This is a genomic window from Agrobacterium larrymoorei (assembly GCF_013322225.1).
GTDB classification, from domain to species: Bacteria; Pseudomonadota; Alphaproteobacteria; order Rhizobiales; family Rhizobiaceae; genus Agrobacterium; species Agrobacterium larrymoorei_A.
Window position 1 is genome coordinate 124,617 of the sequence record NZ_JAAMFB010000011.1, and the last position, 17,848, is coordinate 142,464.

21 protein-coding genes are annotated in these 17,848 nt (G+C 55.1%); 10 read left to right on the plus strand and 11 right to left on the minus strand.

Features of this window, described 5'->3' with window-relative positions; all coding sequences use genetic code 11:
- Positions 1 to 71: 71 nt before the first annotated feature.
- Both G6L28_RS06735 and G6L28_RS06740 read right to left on the minus strand, forming a co-directional pair.
- A complete protein-coding gene (locus G6L28_RS06735; protein WP_234902485.1) occupies positions 72 to 317 on the minus strand; it encodes a hypothetical protein in 246 nt (81 codons plus the stop codon).
- 184 nt (positions 318 to 501) lie between these two features.
- Positions 502 to 669 carry a Thivi_2564 family membrane protein gene (locus tag G6L28_RS06740; RefSeq protein WP_174063017.1) on the minus strand — a complete coding sequence of 56 codons (168 nt, stop codon included), beginning with the start codon at positions 667 to 669 and terminating at the stop codon, positions 502 to 504.
- 127 nt (positions 670 to 796) lie between these two features.
- Between G6L28_RS06740 and G6L28_RS06745 the strand changes: the two genes are divergently transcribed.
- The gene (locus G6L28_RS06745) at positions 797 to 1,228 is read left to right on the plus strand and encodes an OsmC family protein (RefSeq protein WP_174063018.1); all 432 of its coding nucleotides are present in this window, start codon (positions 797 to 799) and stop codon (positions 1,226 to 1,228) included.
- Here the strand turns inward: G6L28_RS06745 and G6L28_RS06750 are convergent.
- Genes G6L28_RS06750 through G6L28_RS06760 form a run of 3 tightly spaced genes read right to left on the minus strand, consistent with a single transcriptional unit; the run spans position 1,219 to position 4,359 of the window.
- A complete protein-coding gene (locus tag G6L28_RS06750) occupies positions 1,219 to 1,710 on the minus strand; it encodes a peptide deformylase (RefSeq protein ID WP_174063019.1) in 492 nt (163 codons plus the stop codon). The two genes, G6L28_RS06745 and G6L28_RS06750, sit on opposite strands and share 10 nt — an antisense overlap.
- Positions 1,711 to 1,723: 13 nt before the next feature.
- Positions 1,724 to 2,053, minus strand: coding sequence for a hypothetical protein (locus tag G6L28_RS06755; RefSeq protein ID WP_174063020.1), 330 nt, complete (start codon positions 2,051 to 2,053; stop codon positions 1,724 to 1,726).
- The gene (locus G6L28_RS06760) at positions 2,053 to 4,359 is read right to left on the minus strand and encodes an FdhF/YdeP family oxidoreductase (RefSeq protein WP_174063021.1); all 2,307 of its coding nucleotides are present in this window, start codon (positions 4,357 to 4,359) and stop codon (positions 2,053 to 2,055) included. The genes G6L28_RS06755 and G6L28_RS06760 overlap by 1 nt, the downstream gene beginning before the upstream one ends.
- Before the next feature lie 399 nt (positions 4,360 to 4,758).
- Here G6L28_RS06760 and G6L28_RS06765 point away from each other — a divergent pair, with 399 nt between their 5' ends.
- The 3 genes from G6L28_RS06765 (at position 4,759) to G6L28_RS06775 (ending at position 8,650) form a co-directional block, all read left to right on the plus strand.
- Positions 4,759 to 6,525: a peptidoglycan D,D-transpeptidase FtsI family protein gene (locus G6L28_RS06765; RefSeq protein WP_174063022.1), complete on the plus strand. Its 1,767-nt coding sequence runs from the start codon at positions 4,759 to 4,761 to the stop codon at positions 6,523 to 6,525.
- 172 nt (positions 6,526 to 6,697) lie between these two features.
- A complete protein-coding gene (mgtE, locus tag G6L28_RS06770) occupies positions 6,698 to 8,098 on the plus strand; it encodes a magnesium transporter (RefSeq protein ID WP_174063091.1) in 1,401 nt (466 codons plus the stop codon).
- Between the two features lie 165 nt (positions 8,099 to 8,263).
- Positions 8,264 to 8,650 (plus strand): MerR family transcriptional regulator, encoded by a 387-nt coding sequence (locus G6L28_RS06775; protein WP_174063023.1) that lies wholly within the window; start codon positions 8,264 to 8,266, stop codon positions 8,648 to 8,650.
- A gap of 13 nt (positions 8,651 to 8,663) precedes the next feature.
- Here the strand turns inward: G6L28_RS06775 and G6L28_RS06780 are convergent, their stop codons facing one another.
- The 3 genes from G6L28_RS06780 to G6L28_RS06790 all read right to left on the minus strand — a co-directional run bounded on the left by G6L28_RS06780 (position 8,664) and on the right by G6L28_RS06790 (position 10,891).
- Entirely contained in the window at positions 8,664 to 9,632 is a 969-nt protein-coding gene (locus G6L28_RS06780) for a heparan-alpha-glucosaminide N-acetyltransferase (RefSeq protein WP_174063024.1), read from the minus strand.
- A gap of 73 nt (positions 9,633 to 9,705) precedes the next feature.
- On the minus strand, positions 9,706 to 10,392 hold the full coding sequence (locus G6L28_RS06785) for a DUF599 domain-containing protein (RefSeq protein WP_174063025.1): 687 nt from the start codon (positions 10,390 to 10,392) through the stop codon (positions 9,706 to 9,708).
- Positions 10,393 to 10,495: 103 nt separating this feature from the next.
- A complete protein-coding gene (locus tag G6L28_RS06790) occupies positions 10,496 to 10,891 on the minus strand; it encodes a hypothetical protein (protein WP_174063026.1) in 396 nt (131 codons plus the stop codon).
- Between the two features lie 26 nt (positions 10,892 to 10,917).
- Between G6L28_RS06790 and cobU the strand changes: the two genes are divergently transcribed.
- The 5 genes from cobU (at position 10,918) to ccoP (ending at position 15,031) form a co-directional block, all read left to right on the plus strand.
- Entirely contained in the window at positions 10,918 to 11,442 is a 525-nt protein-coding gene (gene cobU, locus G6L28_RS06795; RefSeq protein ID WP_174063027.1) for a bifunctional adenosylcobinamide kinase/adenosylcobinamide-phosphate guanylyltransferase, read from the plus strand.
- A 188-nt stretch (positions 11,443 to 11,630) separates the two neighbouring features.
- Positions 11,631 to 13,253 (plus strand): cytochrome-c oxidase, cbb3-type subunit I, encoded by a 1,623-nt coding sequence (ccoN, locus tag G6L28_RS06800; protein WP_174063028.1) that lies wholly within the window; start codon positions 11,631 to 11,633, stop codon positions 13,251 to 13,253.
- A 12-nt stretch (positions 13,254 to 13,265) separates the two neighbouring features.
- The gene (gene ccoO, locus G6L28_RS06805) at positions 13,266 to 13,997 is read left to right on the plus strand and encodes a cytochrome-c oxidase, cbb3-type subunit II (protein ID WP_174063029.1); all 732 of its coding nucleotides are present in this window, start codon (positions 13,266 to 13,268) and stop codon (positions 13,995 to 13,997) included.
- 13 nt (positions 13,998 to 14,010) lie between these two features.
- Positions 14,011 to 14,163 (plus strand): cbb3-type cytochrome c oxidase subunit 3, encoded by a 153-nt coding sequence (locus G6L28_RS06810; RefSeq protein WP_174063030.1) that lies wholly within the window; start codon positions 14,011 to 14,013, stop codon positions 14,161 to 14,163.
- Positions 14,164 to 14,167: 4 nt separating this feature from the next.
- The gene (ccoP, locus tag G6L28_RS06815; RefSeq protein WP_174063031.1) at positions 14,168 to 15,031 is read left to right on the plus strand and encodes a cytochrome-c oxidase, cbb3-type subunit III; all 864 of its coding nucleotides are present in this window, start codon (positions 14,168 to 14,170) and stop codon (positions 15,029 to 15,031) included.
- Positions 15,032 to 15,087: 56 nt separating this feature from the next.
- Here ccoP and G6L28_RS06820 read toward each other — a convergent pair whose 3' ends face one another.
- The 3 genes from G6L28_RS06820 to G6L28_RS06830 form a co-directional block, all read right to left on the minus strand.
- On the minus strand, positions 15,088 to 16,020 hold the full coding sequence (locus G6L28_RS06820; protein WP_174063032.1) for a DMT family transporter: 933 nt from the start codon (positions 16,018 to 16,020) through the stop codon (positions 15,088 to 15,090).
- Between the two features lie 72 nt (positions 16,021 to 16,092).
- Entirely contained in the window at positions 16,093 to 16,824 is a 732-nt protein-coding gene (locus G6L28_RS06825; RefSeq protein WP_174063033.1) for a helix-turn-helix transcriptional regulator, read from the minus strand.
- 68 nt (positions 16,825 to 16,892) lie between these two features.
- Positions 16,893 to 17,075 carry a hypothetical protein gene (locus G6L28_RS06830; RefSeq protein ID WP_174063092.1) on the minus strand — a complete coding sequence of 61 codons (183 nt, stop codon included), beginning with the start codon at positions 17,073 to 17,075 and terminating at the stop codon, positions 16,893 to 16,895.
- Positions 17,076 to 17,267: 192 nt separating this feature from the next.
- On the opposite strand from G6L28_RS06830, the gene G6L28_RS06835 reads away from it, so the two are divergent.
- The gene (locus G6L28_RS06835) at positions 17,268 to 17,840 is read left to right on the plus strand and encodes an AAA family ATPase (RefSeq protein WP_174063034.1); all 573 of its coding nucleotides are present in this window, start codon (positions 17,268 to 17,270) and stop codon (positions 17,838 to 17,840) included.
- Positions 17,841 to 17,848 lie beyond the last annotated feature (8 nt).

Sequence of the window (17,848 nt, forward strand, 5' to 3'; positions counted from 1 at the left end):
CCCGCAGCACGTAGCTGAACGAAAAAAACCGGGTGCAGAAGCGCCCGGTTTTCTGTTTACGCTGCTCCGCATCAGTGAATGTCGATTGAGCGTTTATCTGCTTCTTGTTTGATGATGTCTTCAACGACCTGTCGTTTGAGATTGGGGTTTCCCAAGAGATAATCATCGGCGATCTCGAAGATGGATTTTGGGCTTTCCGTTCGAGATAAGGTTTCCAGATCCTGGGCGATCTGTTGGCGAAGTTCTGTAAGTTGCTCCATCACGGCCTCCTTTGTCTCAAGAGGAATGCGTTTAGTGATCTGTAGTTCCTCATCCAAAAGGAAACCCTCCTTACGGGGGTGAGGTGGGGGAAGGACGGCGGCGCAATGATACGCTTGCCGTGCGCCCCTTCGAACCCGGATAGTCAGGGCGGGTTCCCATTTAATTTTGGACACGCTCGCTATAAAGCGCAAAAGAAAAGGCGGCAAAGAGGCCGCCTTTTGGTAGTTATAAATGTCGGGATTAAAATACTGCGAGGTACTTCAACAGCGAAATGATGCCGATGATTATCACGATAACCTGAGCGATCTGCTTTGCGCCGCCACCGACAGGCAGACGAGCGATCAGCCAAAGTACGAGAACGATGACGAGAAAGGTGATCAAAATGCTGACGAGTGTTCCAGTAACCATATGTCCCAGCTCCTTTTTTACAAATAGGGTAACGGCGCGATCACCGTTGCGTGAGTAAAAGCGCGAGCTTATATTTTGGTTCCATTGTGCAAAATGAATTTGCGGAAAACCGGATTGGAAAGATTGCATGAGTGAGTTGAGGGTGAAGAAGCGCGAGACAGGTGCAACGGCCACACTCGGACGCAATGGTCATCCTCAGTTGGTGACACCAACAGGCGGTACGCTGGCAGTGGTGACGGCGGCATCCGAACCCGGCTTCAATCCACTCGATTTGCTTTATTCGTCGCTGGCAGCCTGCCTGGTGTTAAGTGCGCGCATCGCGGCGAGCCGTATGAATTTGCTGGATCGTTTCAAGGCTGTTGATGCGCGTGTCACAGGCGAAAAGTCGGACGGAGAGCCTGCGCGCATAGTGCGGTTCGATATGGTGCTGACGATCGATGGTGATTTCGATCAGGACACCAAGCAGGCTATTGCGCAAGAGGCAGAGAAAATTTGCACGGTCAGCAACACGCTCCACGGAAATGCCGCGTTCCATCTCACAGTAAGTAATCAACGATGAGACTTTTCCCATTTGCGGATAAGTCGGTCTCGCTTAAGCTTTGACAGGCGTTTGATCCAGAACATCCCGTCGAGCTGATCGATCTCATGCTGAATGCAGGTGGCGTGGAAACCTTCTGCTGTTTCTTCGCGCCATTCTCCGGCGGTGTCCTGAAATCTGAGCGAAACTCTTGCGGGCCGCTCCAGTTCATCCGTAAAGCCCGGCATGGAAACGCTGCCTTCCACATGGCGCATCGTTTCCTCGGATGTTTCGATGATGGCCGGATTGACATACGTCATTATGTCGCCAGCCTTCAACTCGAGAACGAAGATGCGCTGGAAAATTCCGATATGGGCAGCAGTTATGCCAACGCCCGGAGCTGCGCGCATTGTATCGACCAGGTCTTGTTGGAGTGCGGCGAGTTCGGGTCCAAAACTACTCACGGGTTCACAACGCGTATTAAGCGCCGCATCGGGATAGGATGCAATCTTTCGTACTGCCATGATTTCTCCGATGTCAGGATTCGGAAAGCGTGCGCTTTAACCGCACGTCCGACGCAGAATGGGCCAGCGCCTTTCCCTCATCTGTCAACTCGATGAATGTTCGCTGCGTCCGCGTATCGCGCTTTGCCACTTTCAGCAAGCGGCCTGAGAGAGAACTGATGCTTCTCAGAGCGATGGCATGGGCAATGCCGAGCTTGTTGGAGAGGCTGCGGCTGTCGCTGCCGATGCCAAGGTAAATGGCTGCAATAAGTGCGGCCCCGGTAGCGTCAATCACAACCGGGGCCGTCTTTTCGATCTGCTCCACCACGGCCAGAAAGCGCGCGGCGGATTGATCCTCATCCATCAGGCTGCCTCAGCCTCGGCGCGTAGGCGAACCGAAACCAATACGGACTTGGAGGTTGGCGTAAAGCTGCCATCTCCATAGCTGTGAAGAGGGACGAGAACGTTCAGCTCCGGGTAATACCCCCCGACGCTTCCCTCCGGAATGTTATAAGGCACAAGACGGAAGTTTTCGGCGATGCGCTCGATACCGTCTCCATATTCACCGATAACATCTACGCGCTGCTTGGCGTGAGCGCCAAGTTTTTCCATGTCTTTCGGGTTCATGAAGATGACCTGACGCTCACCGTAGACGCCGCGGTAACGGTCATCCATACCGTAGATCGTGGTGTTGTACTGGTCATGGCTGCGGAAGGTTTGCAGCACAAAGATGCCGTCCTTGCTGAGCGCTTCCTGATGCTCTGTCTTTTCCGGCAGTGCGCCCGTAAAGAATGTCGCCTTCTTTGCTGGTGTGTTCCATTCACGCTCTGCCGCGGCGTTGCGCAGATGGAAGCCGCGAGGCACGCGAACGCGCTCATTGTAGCTCTGGAACCCCGGAATGACGCGCTCGATCATATCGCGGATCAGGTCGTAGTCATCCGCAAGAGCCTTCCAGTCAACGCGGTCGTTGCCGAGGGTCGCTTCCGCAATACCGGCGACGATGGCGACTTCGGAGCGCAGTTCCTTCGAAGCGGGTTCGTTGATACCGCCGGAGCCGTGGACCATGCTCATGGAATCTTCCACGGTCACGATCTGCGACGCACCCTTGGAATTGCGGTCGATTTCGGTGCGGCCAAGGCAGGGCAGGATGAAGGAGGTTTCGCCCGGAACCAGATGCGAGTGGTTCAGCTTGGTCGCGATGTTGACCGTCAGCTTCTGCTTCTTGAACGCTTCGATGATCAGTGGGCCATCGGGTGTTGCGCGCAGGAAGTTGCCGCCGAGCGCGATGAAGGCCTCTGCCTTGCCGTCCAGCATGGCGCTGATGGCTTCAACCGTGTTGTGGCCGCGATTGCGGGGCATCGAAACACCAAGTTCTTTTTCCAGCGCGTCGAGCAGGGCAGGCGGGGCTTTCTCATCGATGCCCACCGTGCGGTCACCTTGCACGTTGGAATGGCCACGAACGGGGCAAAGCCCCGCACCCGGACGACCGACATTGCCGCGCAGCAGCATGAAATTGGTAATTTCGCGGATGGTGATCACGGAATGTTTGTGCTGTGTAATACCCATCGCCCATGTGGTGATGACAGAACCGGCATTCATGTAAATGCCCGCTGCTTCCTCGATCTGCTCACGCGTGAGGCCGGACTGATCGAGAATAGTCTCCCAGCTCGTTGCCTCGACCGCTGCGCGGTAAGCTTCGAACTCCACGGCATGTTCCGCAAGGAAGTCATAATCGATGATGGCTTGCTTACCCGCGGCGCGGGCGGCATCGTCAGCAGCGAAAATCGCCTTGCTCATGCCGCGCACGGCGGCCATGTCGCCGCCCTGGCGCGGCTGGTAATAATTGGTGGCAATCTTGGTATTGCCGCCGGTGATCATTTCCAGCTTATCCTGCGGGTCGGTGAAGCGCTCCAGCCCCTTTTCACGGATGGGATTGAACACGGCAATCCGCGCACCGCGAATGGCGGCGCGGCGCAGATCGCCCAACATGCGAGGATGGTTGGTGCCGGGGTTCTGACCGATGACAAAGATCGCGTCTGCCTTTTCGAAATCTTCTAGTAGAACCGTACCCTTGCCGACGCCCACGGACGCTTTCAAACCGACGCCACTGGCCTCATGGCACATGTTCGAACAGTCGGGGAAGTTGTTGGTGCCGTAAAGCCGAACCATCAACTGATAAAGGAATGCAGCTTCGTTGGAGGCACGACCTGAGGTATAGAATTCGGCGCGGTCAGGATTGTCGAGGCTGCGCAAGATCTTGCCGATTTCCGAGAATGCTTCGTCCCACGAAACCGGAAGATATTTGTCCGTGGCGCGGTCGTAACGTAGCGGGTCCGTCAGGCGGCCCTGCTTTTCCAGATCGTAATCGGCCCATTTACTGAGTGCTGCAACGGTGTGTGTGGAGAAGAATTCCGGCGGCACGCGGGCCTCGGTTGCTTCCCACGCCACGGCCTTAACACCGTTTTCGCAGAATTCGAAAGAAGAGCCGTGCTCCGGGTCGCCCCATGCGCAGCCGGGGCAATCGAAACCATCGGGCTGATTGGCCTTCAACAGCGTTCGAGCGCCGGAAATCGGTGCGCCCGATTCCAGCAGACGCTTGCCAACGCTTTTGAGTGCGCCCCAACCGCCAGCAGCAGAGGAGGCTTTGCCGATGAAATCCATCTTGCCCATTTTAAGGTCTCTTTCCGATCTATTTTAGTTTTGTGCCGCTCGATCCGGGTGCCAGCCCGGTCGATTAAGAGTCTGCGACAATTTGTCATTCAGATTCTCGCATAACTGCCATATGTCAACTTGTATCTGCGTTAGAATGACGCACCCCGCGTTCACGTTGGCGGGATCATCGCAGCCTAAACCGTATGTGTGCGAAAATTGGTCCACTCCCGTCGCGCATTAACCTTATAGACATAAACGCTTGTGCGCTGCGTGCGCCAATTAAGATTCTGTTTACGGATTGACTGCAACTTTAAATACGGCGCGACTTTCGTTCAAGCGTGCCGGATTACTGCATTCGTTTTAAGTAGCCAGCAGGCGTCTTCCGCATTGGCGTGGCTGAATTTGGATCCGTTCGGAATGAGCATCATTGCCTTTACCGTGCGGCTGCGAAGCCGTGCGCATTTTTACCTGCAACGAAATGGATGGTCGAATGGCCGCCATATTGGTCTAAATATAGCAAAGCGCAGACGCCAGTCGCGCCAGCGTCTCGGCATTACCGTTGCAGTGTTCGTTGGACTTTATGCTGTGGTGGGCGTTCGGCTCGTTCAGTATGGAGTGAGGGAGCCTGAGCTTACGCAAACAATTATCGGCGCTGGAGCAGGCGTTGCGTCCCGTCCAAACATCATTGACCGAAACGGAGAGATGTTGGCGACAGATCTGAACATGGTTTCGCTTTACGCTGAGCCTCGCAGGATCGTTGATGCCGACGAGGTGGTCGAAAAGCTCGATACCGTTATTCCGGGTTTGAACTGGGCGGAAACACACAAGAGGTTGCGCTCCGATTCCGGGTTCCAATGGCTCCAGCGGCAGATAACGCCGAAACAGCAGGCGGCTATTCTCGAACTTGGCATTCCGGGCATCGGCTTCAGACCGGAGAAGCGGCGGTTTTACCCTGGTGGAGCAACCGCATCGCATGTGGTTGGTCATGTGAACATCGATAACCAAGGGCTTGCTGGTATGGAGCGATATATAGACCAGCAAGGCTTTGCAGCATTGCGCGCTGCCGGTCTGACAGGTGAAGGACCGTTGGAGCCCGTGCGGTTGTCGATCGATCTTCGGGTTCAGAACGTGGTCCGCGAAGCAGTGTTTCGTGCGATGCGTGACTATCGAGCAGAGGCCGCCGGCGCTGTTGTCATGGATGTTGAGACAGGCGAAATCCTGGCCATGGCTTCCGTGCCGGACTACGACCCTAATCAGCCTTCGCGAACCTTGCCAGATGGCAGCGTCGATAAGGAATATGAGAAGGGCTGGTTTAACCGCATCAGCAATGCCACCTTTGAAATGGGCTCGACGTTCAAGAGCTTCACGCTCGCGATGGGGCTGGATGCAGGAAAGATAACGCTGAATTCCGTTGTCGATGCTTCAAGGCCGATCCGCATGGGTGGCTTCACCATCCGGGATTTTCGCGGCAAGAACCGCATCTTGACGATGCCTGAAGTGTTTCAATACTCCTCCAATATCGGCACGGCGGCGGTTGCGGACATGGTGGGTATCGAAGGCCATCAGGCGTTCCTGACGAAGCTTGGTCTGCTGACGAAAATGAATACGGAAATGCCAGGTGTTGCGACGCCGACGCAGCCTCGCGCATGGAAGAAGATCAATTCCGTGACCATTTCTTTTGGCCACGGCGTAGCGACGACACCGTTACAAACCGCCGTTGCGGCAGCTGCTTTGTTGAATGGTGGCAAGCTGTTGCCACCCACGTTTTTGCCTCGCTCGGTAAACGAGGCACAGGCCTTTGCCACGCCAGTCATTACCGAAAAAACGAGTGCGGATATGCGCTATCTCTTCAACTGGAATGGACAAAACGGCTCTGGCCGGGCAGCACAAGTTGAGGGCTTCCATGTGGGAGGGAAGACCGGCACCGCGGATAAGGTCATAAACGGACGTTACGCTTCGGATATGAACTTCAATGCCTTTCTTGCAGGTTTCCCCATGGATAAGCCAAGATATGTCGTCCTCTCCATCATCGACGCTCCGATGACAGGCGAAAAAGGTGGCAGGCAGGCTGCTTTTACAGCAGCTCCGATCGTTCGGGAAATTATTGGCCGCGCCGGAAATATGCTCGGTGTGCAGCCGAGATTTGGCCCGTTAGCGAGACCGGAGCTATTGAAGGATTTCTGATTAAAGAAGTCCCCGCGGTCAGCTATTCAAAGCGGTTTTGATGCAACTTCTTTTCGCCTAACCGGTTGTTGACAATGTATATTTAAAAGCCATTCTCCTGCCGTTCGCGAAGCAGGCATCATTTTTCCGGTAAAGGGGGCGCAAGTTGACACAAGCCGACCACGATCATCCCATGCCGGAAGAAACCAAACGCCCCGAAGTCATGGCGGATATTTATGCCGAGAATGGATCCATCCGCTCTGATTTTCTGGCGATGGTGGGTGCTGCTATCGCGGATCGCGACGTACTTTTCCTGCGCGAAAACGTTGCACGTCTACATGAGTCCGAACTCGGCGATCTGATCGAGTCCATTCTGCCCGAGCAGCGCCACGCGATGGTTCGTCTGCTGGGCTCAGACTTCGACATGACGGCGCTGACCGAGGTGGATGAGGGCATCCGTCTCGATATTGTCGAGCAGATGCCGAACGAGCAGATTGCTGCCGGTATCGGCGAGCTGGATTCGGATGACGCTGTCTACATTCTGGAAGACCTAGACCGGGAAGACCGTGAGGACATTCTTTCCCAGTTGCCGTTTACCGAGCGTGTCAGGCTGCTGCGGGCATTGGACTACCCGGAAAGCTCTGCCGGTCGCCGTATGCAGACGGAATTTGTGGCTGTGCCTCCGTTCTGGACGGTCGGACAGACAATAGACTATCTGCGTGAGGAAGAGGAACTGCCCGAATCCTTCTCCCAAATCTTCGTCATCGATCCGACCTTCAAATTGATGGGCGCCCTAGATCTTGACCGCGTACTCCGCTCAAAGCGGCAGGTGAAGATCGAAACCATCATGCACGACACGAACCATCCGATTCCCGCGGAGATGGATCAGGAAGAAGCGGCTCAGCTTTTCGAGCAGTACGACCTTCTGTCTGCGGCCGTGGTCGATAATAATGGGCGTCTCGTTGGCGTGCTGACAATCGATGACGTGGTGGACGTCATTCAGGAAGAGGCCGAGGAAGACCTGTTGCGCCTTGGCGGTGTCGGCGACGAGGAATTGTCAGACTCGATCAAGGATACCTCGCGTTCCCGCGTGCCTTGGCTGGCAGTTAATCTGGTAACGGCTTTTTTGGCCGCTTCGGTAATCGGTCTGTTCGACGCGACCATCGAGCAGATCGTGGCGCTCGCCATCCTGATGCCCATCGTCGCCGGAATGGGCGGCAATGCGGGTTCACAGACGATGACCGTTTCAGTGCGAGCGCTAGCGACAAAGAATCTCGATATTCACAACGCTGCCCGCATCATCCGCCGTGAAGCGGGAGTGGGGCTACTGAACGGTGCGCTGTTTGGCAGCGCCATCGGTGTTGTGGCGGGCATGTGGTTTCATGACGCAAATATCGGCGGGATCATCGCCACCGCAATGCTTATCAATATGTTTGCTGCAGCCCTTGCAGGGATATTGATACCGCTTCTGTTGGATAAGGTGGGGGCTGATCCAGCCGTATCTTCCGCAGTTTTCGTAACGGCGGTCACCGATATCGTCGGCTTCTTTGCGTTTCTTGGACTGGCGACATGGTGGTTTGGAATATCCGGTTGAATGCTCGAAAATTGACTTTTACGTGAAGGTCAATGATAATGGTTTCAAGAGGGCGCGGAGAGCATAATCATAACCGAATCTGACGCTCTATCGTGTTGTTTGAGCACCGGATTTCCGAAATCTATAGTTCAGTTTCGGGCCGAGGCTACAGAATCGGATGAAGCCTTGAATAAGTATTATAGCATAACCGAACTAACGCGTGAATTCGGAGTATCCACCCGGACACTGCGTTTTTATGAAGATGAAGGGCTTATTCACCCCGAACGTCGCGGACGCACGCGCCTGTTTCGCACCGCAGACCGCAGGCTTATCCAGGAAATCCTCAGAGGTCGCCGTATCGGCTTTACCATCGCTGAAATTCGCGAAATCATTCAGGTCTATAAAGAACCACCGGGCGAATCTGGTCAGCTCGAACTTCTTATGAAGAAGGTAGACGAAAAGCGAGCCGATCTTCGCCAGAAGCGCAAGGATATCGAAGAGACCCTTGCGGAACTGGACAACGTCGAAGAGGCCTGTCTCACGCGCCTTGCTGAAATCGGCGTCGGCACCTGATCTCGGCTGCAATTTAACGCGTCTGTATGGAACATTCCGAAGCGATATCATTGAGCTTCGTCTGCTGATCAAGTGTCAGTATGTTGGACATCATAGGTTCGAAGACATTTGCAGCCTGTAGTTTTTCCAGCGTACAGCCGCAGAAGCTTTCACATAGCTCCAACCCGTTCTCTCCCTGCGTACAACGCGCGACACAGCTGTTCTTGTATGCTTCCACCTGATCGACCGGGGCAGGGGGTATGGTGATAGACGCGAGGTAGACGAGCCCGATCAGCACCGGTTGGTGAATGAGATAGAAGGACAGGCTGTGACGGCCTAGAAATGCGAGAACATTTCGCGTGCCGCTAGGCTTCCGGAAGCGATCAAGCCAGCCGCGCGGCGTGACTATTTGCGACACTGCGAGCCCAAGCAGAAACGGTGCAAGGAATGGCAGGATCGGCACATAATCGTTTGAGCGGGGAGGGATAGTGTTGAGGCCTATCCACGATAGCCAGTTTGTATTGAAGCTCTCGGATGCGAGGTAGCGCGGCGCAAACAGCGCCGCTGCGGCAAAGACCAGTGTCACTGGTGCGGGAAGGCGTAGGAAAATAAGGCCAATGAGGCTGGCGGCCGCAATGTTGTGTAGGATGCCGAAGAATATCCAGCCATCTGGCACCGCAAAGTAGGTGGCAACGGAAATCAGCATCGCCGCGCTCGCAACCATCGCAAAACGTTTGCCAAATGAGCGCCAGTTTACGCCGCGACGATGCGCCAGATAAAGGCTGAAGCCCGCGAGAAAAAGAAACGAGCTGGCAATGGCGCGTGCGTAAATTCGCCACCAGCCTTGCGTGGCCGTGCCGGGATCGAGATAGCCGAACATCTCCAGATCCCAGGTGAAGTGGTAATGCGCCATGGCAAGCAAAGCTATGCCGCGCAGTGTATCGAGAGCGCCGATACGGCCCTTTGCCGTGGTTTCCGTTGTTGCAAGGGAGGCGTCGTTCATCAGGGTCCGTCCTTTGGCAACGGGAAAGGTGAGGTGCCGCCGCTTCGCCTGCGAACTACGGCAATTTCATGTCTCAGAGCTCATCCATGATGGCACGGCGTGCCTCTGAAAAGAATTGGCGGCGCAGCAAGGCAACGACGATGACGACCGTGCTTAGAATGAAAACGTAAGGGTTTACGAACCAGCCCAGATAGCCGATTGCCAGGAAGAAGGTTCGCAAGCCATCGTTGAAGTTCTTTGCAGCGATGATGTTCATTCGAATGACGTTTTCGGCCGCACGTTCAGCGGCTCTCTTGTCCGCATTGGTCTCATGCATCATCGGCATCGCGCCGAACAGAATGGTGCAATAGTTGAACAGACGATAAGACCAGCCGAATTTGAAGAATGCATATCCGAACAGGCAGGTAAGCCCTATAACCTTGAGTTCGAAAGCGGTACGTCCGCCGTAGAACACGAAAGGCATGTCCCGAAAAACGGACTCCACGCGATCTGTCGCGCCGAGCAACGCAAAGCAGCCGCCAATCGCAAAGATGGAAGTCGATGCGAAGAAAGCGGTGCCGTTCTGCAAGCCCGCCATGATCTGCGTATCGATCATCTTGAGATCACGGGTCAGCGAATTATAGATCCACTTGCGCCGACGCTCCGCCATGGCCTGATTGAGGCTGGTGCGCGAAAAGAAGGTCTTTTCGGTGGTGATATAGCTATAGACGAACCAAAGCCCGATGAAGATCGCTAGCGCGATGTAATCGATTGTCGTCATGTCTGCCTTTGCCTGCCTTAAATTCACACGCGAATCTTCGCGCCAATATTCATTCGATTTATGGGTAAAGCAATGATGACGGAAAAATCATGACAGGTACGTTTTAGTTGTCGCCGCTAACGATCCGGTAAGAATGTCTGGCTAAGACTGTTGCTGTAGCGCCGGACTGGTTTTGCGTACCGGCCGCTTTTAGTTTCCCTTGCGTTTTAAGGGTCTCAAAGCCGCGTCGACACTCCGGTGCAGCGCGGTTTTTGTTTGCGAAAATTTGACAATAACGCTCAGCGGTCTTATTTCTAGGGTGCGATCCGGCACTTTCGAATTCGAATACTTTGTCGACATGCCAGCTAGTGCCGGCGGGCAAAGCATCTTCGGAAAAGAAACCGTAGGCGCGCAGCATGATCGACCGGGAGAACGCCTCCATATCTACGAATCGTTTTCTTTTCATGTCTGGCCCGTCACGGCTTGCTGTTCCATCCGCATCGGTAGCCGGATCGCTCATCTTTCATTTCCCCACAGGTTCATGTCATGTCTGATCGTTCCCGCTGCGTCCTGGTGCTTGGCGGGGCGCGCTCTGGCAAATCTGCTTTCGCGGAACGAAAGGCGCTCTCTTCCGGTCAGACCGCTCATTACATTGCTACCGGTCGTGCTTGGGACGATGAGATGAAAACGCGGATTGCCCAGCATCGCGTTCAACGTGGCGACCTCTGGACCACCCATGAAGAGCCGGTCGAGCTGGTGAAAATACTGGATCGGCTCGATCAGCCCGGCAATGTCATTCTCGTGGATTGCCTGACCCTATGGGTTACGAACCTGATGATGGAGGAGAGGGGCGATGTCGAGACCGCCTTCGGTCCATTGGTTGACCTAGCGGCAAGTGCAAAAGCGCGGATTGTGTTCGTTTCTAACGAAGTTGGTCTCGGTATCGTCCCTGAAAACCGCATGGCGCGACAGTTTCGCGACCATGCCGGACGATTGCATCAACGGATCGCAGCCGTAGCTGACGAGGTCTACTTTATTGCCGCAGGTCTGCCCCTGAAAATGAAGGGGTGACGACCCCGATTTCTTTCCGCTCGTTACGGTATTCCCATCATTCCTCACCCCATCGGTCTTGATTTGGATCAAGGCCGCTTGCTCAGCATGGTGGCAAAGCTGCAAACGACGCGAAAGCAGGTTTGCCGTTTTTGATCCGGCTCCTTCCCCTCGCGTCATACCTGCTTTGACGTTGGGGGAAGCCAACAATGAACTCTACTTTAGGAATAGCGATGGTGGCCGTAGGGGCCTTCTTCGCTTTGCTCGGGGCGGCATTCGCTCACGACAATCTTTTCGCTGCCCATATGTGGGCGCTGTTTTTCGTCCTGATCGTGTCGACAGTCGTCATGTTGCGCCGACTATCCTTTGTGCCCGTCGACCGCGCTGCGATGGAGCGGAGACAAACCGAATATTTCGACGACGTGATCCGTTATGGCGTCATCGCCACGGTCTTCTGGGGCGTGGTCGGCTTTCTCGTCGGCGTCGTCATTGCCTTCCAGTTGGCCTACCCAGATTTGAATTTCCAGCCGTGGTTCAATTTCGGTCGTGTCCGCCCGCTTCACACGTCAGCCGTGATCTTCGCTTTCGGCGGAAATGCCCTCATTGCAACCTCGTTTTACGTGGTACAACGCACCTGTCGCGCGCGCCTTTTTGGCGGCGATCTCGGCTGGTTCGTGTTCTGGGGCTACAATCTTTTCATCGTCATGGCTGCCACCGGATATCTGCTCGGCATCACGCAGGGCAAGGAATATGCGGAGCCGGAATGGTATGTCGATATCTGGCTGACCATCGTCTGGGTTGCCTATCTCGTCGCGTTTCTCGGCACGATCTTCAAGCGTAAGGAACCCCACATCTACGTGGCGAACTGGTTCTATCTCGGCTTCATCGTCACCATCGCAATGCTGCATATCGTCAACAACCTGGCGGTACCGGTGTCGTTTCTTGGCGTGAAAAGCTATTCGGCTTTCTCCGGCGTGCAGGATGCGTTGACACAGTGGTGGTATGGCCATAACGCCGTCGGCTTCTTCCTGACCGCTGGCTTCCTGGGCATGATGTACTACTTCATTCCCAAACAGGTGAACCGTCCGGTCTATTCCTATCGCCTGTCGATCATTCACTTCTGGGCGCTGATCTTCATGTATATCTGGGCGGGCCCGCACCATCTGCATTACACGGCATTGCCGGATTGGGCGCAGACGCTTGGCATGGTGTTCTCTATCATGCTGTGGATGCCCTCGTGGGGCGGCATGATCAACGGGCTTATGACGCTTTCGGGCGCGTGGGACAAAATCCGCACAGACCCAATCGTACGTATGATGATCATGGCCGTTGCCTTCTACGGAATGGCGACCTTCGAAGGTCCGGTGATGTCGATCAAGGCGGTCAACTCGCTCAGCCATTATACGGACTGGACCATCGGTCACGTCCATTCTGGCGCACTCGGCTGGAACGGCATGATTACCTTCGGGGCAATTTACTTCCTCGTTCCAAAGCTTTGGCACCGCGAACGGCTTTATAGCCTTCAAATGGTCAACTGGCACTTCTGGCTCGCAACGCTGGCAATCGTCGTCTACGCGGCTTCCATGTGGGTCGCAGGCATCCAGCAAGGTTTGATGTGGCGCGAATATGATGCGCAGGGGTTCCTCGTTTACTCCTTCGCAGAAACCGTGGCGGCGCTATTCCCATACTACCTGTTGCGCGCAGTTGGTGGCCTCCTGTTTCTCGCCGGCGCAATTATCATGGCCTACAACGTCACAAGAACCATTCTCGGAGACTTGCGCGAAGAGAAGACCGGCACGGCGGCAGCACCCAAGCTGCAGCCTGCCGAATAAGGGAGATCGATCATGTCTCTTCTCGATAAACACGGCATCATTGAACGCAACGCGACACTTCTTCTCGTTGGATCGCTGGCGGTCGTCTCCATCGGCGGCATCGTGGAAATCGCGCCGCTCTTCTACCTCGAAAACACTATCGAAAAGGTGGAGGGGATGCGGCCATACTCCCCGCTGGAGCTTGCCGGACGTAATATCTATATCCGCGAGGGCTGCTACACCTGCCACAGCCAGATGATCAGGCCCTTCCGCGACGAGGTGGAGCGTTACGGTCATTACAGCCTGGCAGCGGAAAGCATGTACGATCATCCTTTCCAGTGGGGTTCGAAACGCACCGGACCCGATCTGGCGCGCGTGGGCGCACGCTATTCGAACGAATGGCACGTCCAGCACATGAGCGATCCCCGCTCGGTGGTGCTGGAATCCATCATGCCAAGCTACGGCTTCCTGAAAACAACATCTCTCGATGTGCCGGATGCTGCCATGGAGCTGAAGGCGAACAGGGCAGTCGGCGTACCCTACAGCGACGAAATGATCGAAAATGCGGAAGCAGACCTCAAAATCCAGGCCGATCCCAACGCAGACACTTCTGGTCTCGAAGCCCGATACCCCAAGGCCAAATTAGGCGATTTTGATGGCGATCCGACGAAGCTGACCGAAATGGATGCGCTCATCGCCTATCTGCAAATGCTCGGCACGCTGGTCGATTTCTCGACCTATGACGATGCCGCCGGTTATCGATAAGAGGGGCCAAGTAATGGAAATTTATACGGCCATGCGCCACTTCGCCGATAGCTGGGGTCTTCTCGGCATGACGCTGTTCTTCATTGGCGTCGTCGTTTTTACGTTGCGTCCGGGTGGCGGCAAGGCAGCCAACGACGCCGCAAACATTCCTCTCAAGGAGGACTAGGAACATGTCGGAAAAACATATCGATAAGGTCAGCGGCGTCGAAACTACCGGACATGAATGGGATGGCATTCGCGAGCTGAACAACCCGATGCCGCGCTGGTGGGTCTGGACATTCTATTTCACCATATTATGGGCCATTGGCTATACCATCGCCTTTCCAGCGTGGCCGCTGATCGACGGTGCTACGAAGGGCGTGCTTGGCTGGAGCAGCCGGGCAGACGTGGCAACGGAAGTAGCGGATGCGAAATCAGCTCAGAATGTTTATCTGGAAAGGATAGCAGCGTCGTCGCTTCAGGAGATCAAAAGCGATAGCGCGTTGATGCAGTTTGCTGTCGCGGGCGGCTCTGCCGCTTTCAAGGTCAATTGCGTCCAGTGCCATGGTTCTGGTGCTGAAGGCGGCAGCGGTTATCCCAATCTCAACGATGACGACTGGTTGTGGGGAGGAAGTGCCGAAGACATTTACACATCGATCACCCACGGCATTCGTTTCAGCGAAGACCCGGAAACGCGAATTTCTGAAATGCCAGCCTTTGCCGACATTCTCAGCAGTGGCGAAATCCGCGAGGTCGCGGCCTATGTCGTTAGCCTGACGGCAACGCCACGCGATACGGCCATGGTGGAACCGGGAAAGCAGATATTTGCCGACAACTGCGCCTCCTGCCATGGTGAAGACGCCAAGGGCAACCAGGAAATGGGCGCGCCCAACCTTGCAGACGCTATCTGGCTGAAAGCGGAGGCCGAAGAGGGTATCGTTGCGCAAATACGAACGCCGAAGCACGGCGTAATGCCGGCCTGGGGCGAGCGTCTCGGCGACACCACGGTCAAGCAACTTGCTCTGTTCGTGCATTCGCTGGGTGGCGGAGAGTAGGGGTATTGCAACACGATCCTCGGTTAAGGCCGGGGATCTTTTTTTCTCTCGGTGGCCTAGCCGTGAACTTTCTCAGGTCTGTGCGCCTGCATGCAAAGTATAACACTGATAACAACGGAAAATATCGCGACGCTCTCGATAAGCGTCGGTCCACGCTGTTCCCAGATGTAGCCATAGAGCAATGCAAACAGCGTTTCGAAAAGTATCATTTGTCCCACCATGGTGAGCGGTAGCAGACGGCTCATGCGGTTCCAGAAAGCGTTGCCGAGGATCGAAGCGGAAAAGCCGAGTCCCATCGCAACGAGCATAAATTGAACCCAGTCGGCTTGCGTGTGTGTGCTTCCACCAAATGCGAATGCCGGGATGGCGAGGAGAACCGCAAGCCCTCCGGTTACGACGCCCGTCATGAGGTTCCATTCGTCCGCGGTAACATGGTGGAGCCGCGCCAGCCACCGGGCATTTCCAACAGCGAAGGCCGTCCATGACGCAAGAGCAGCAATGGCGGCCGCAAGGCCGATCAGTTGCGAAACATCGAGGTTACCGCCGTCTTTTGTCAATGATTGCCAAGAGATGCCCAGGATACCGATTGCACCGAAAAGAAGCGATGGCCAGAGCCGTTTTAGTGAAACCGCACCGTGATCTCGGCTGCCGATGATGGTGACGGCAACAGGCAGGAAGCCGATGATGATGGAGGTGAAAGCAACACCGCTCAGTTGCACAGCCGTCGATATGAACAGATAGTAGAGCAGGTTTCCAATGACGCTCAGCCAAAGCAGCGCGACCCATTCCGCTTTGCCGAATTGCGCAGCCACCCGACCGATCCTTGGACCAATCAGGATCAGTGCGATGACGCCATAGGTTAGATATCGTGCTGTCGAGAGTTGCAGAGGTGTAAAACCGGCAGGGACGAGTTTCGGGGCAAGGAATATCCCGCCCCACAGAGCTCCCGCAAGCATTCCGTAAAATACGCCCAAACCGGTCTCGTTCATATCGTGCCCTCATGTCTCGGCAGGCGGTTTGCCATGTCCGATGAGGACTGTCTTGACATAAACTATGGTGGCTCAGGAAAAATGATCGCGACGATAAGCTGCGGGTGTGGTGCCAAGCGACCTTTTCATTGCTCGGGTCAGAGCTGTCTGGTCCGAAAAGCCCGCACGGTGCGCAATCTCGGCGATGGAGAATGAACTATGCCGCAAAAGCCTAAGAATTTTCATCATCCGCGCATCCGCCACCCAGAGATGAGGCGTCTTTTCGAAATGGTCTCGAAAGAGCGCGTGAAGATGGCTGGTGCTTACCTCGATTTGTTGAGCCATTCGCTCGACAGTCCAGGGCTGGAATGGGTCCAACTCGACAAGCTGCTTCAGGATGGATAGCCGTGAGATGAGGTTTGGCAATTCCCTGTGGAGGCTACCGATCAATACGAGCGACCAAAGATAAGCGGTTTCAGCGTCATCTCCGCCGCTGTCGAGAACGCTCCTCATGTAATGAATAAGCTTTGAAACGCGCGGGGTCAGGTCGAAAAAGGGAGTGCCGGTGAATCTGTCGAGCGTGTCTGCTGAAACCAGAGCTTCGTCAATGTCAACGATCAGTGACTGGTTAGATACAACAGCTCTTTGCGTGTGGCGGTAATCGTGATGAATGAAGACTGCCTTTGAAGGCGAAAGCCTGTCTTGGAGGCCGCTGACATCAATTTCCAGGTGACCCGCGAGAGGCAAAACGATCTGGACGAAGGCGTGTCGCTCCTGTGGCTTTTCATCAGCGTACGAACGAAGATCAACGGAAGCGGTATGCATCTACCTGTCTCCACTCCACGCGGCTACCGGCATCAAATTTTGCCCATAAAGAAGCAAAAATGGCTGTTTCAGGCTTCGGCCTCATGTTTGACCGTCGACTCGCCACGTTTGCGTTTGCGCAAGACCGGCTTGTTCTCACGGGCCTCGCATTTCGCCACGTCGATCAGATAGGCAAGCATCGGCATTTCGTTCATCGACGCCAGCTGCTTCGCAGACTCGAGAAGATTGATGATATTTGAGAAATCGTCCATGGTGTCACTCGGCAGGGTCATTACGACCCATCGCTTGTTGAAAATCTGCCAGACACGAAACCGTGCCAGAATATTCTCCGGCCCGGTTGCATCTCATGGCTGCAATCACGGTCATAGCAGATATCAATTCGGCCCGCGAGGTTACTATAGTCAATTTCTGCGGGCAGCTATGCAAGGCGATGAGGAAGAGGAATGCCCAATTTCATTCATGATACCGGTGTTGCCGCAGACATACTGAAGACAGCGGCGCGAATAATGGTGGTCGGTTCGTCGGGCGCAGGAAAATCCACATTGTCGCGAAAAATCGCTGACCGCCTGCATGTCGAATATTTCTCGATAGACAGGGACGTGCGCTGGCTTGCAAACTGGACTGCGCGGGATCAAGCCGCGCAGCGCTCGATTTTGCAGCAAATTGCGTCACGCGAGCGGTGGATTATCGATGGCAGCGGCCCGTCCAGTTTCGACATCCGTCTACCGCGAACCGATATCGTCATATGGATGCGGTTGCCGCGTCTGACCTGCATGCTTGGACTGGCCCGTCGCGTGACCAAATATTATGGTCGTGTGAGACCGGATATGGCGGGTGGATGCAAAGAGCCACTGCCAGGCTTCGATTTCCTCACCTATATCTGGACCTTCGAAAAACGGCATGCGCCGTTATTCGTCCGAAACTTTGACTTGCACGGTCCCGACGTGCCGATATTTCAGATAAAATCGAGGGCAGAGGCGGATCGCCTCCTTGATCTTATGGGTGCCTCGCATTAATTCCGGCT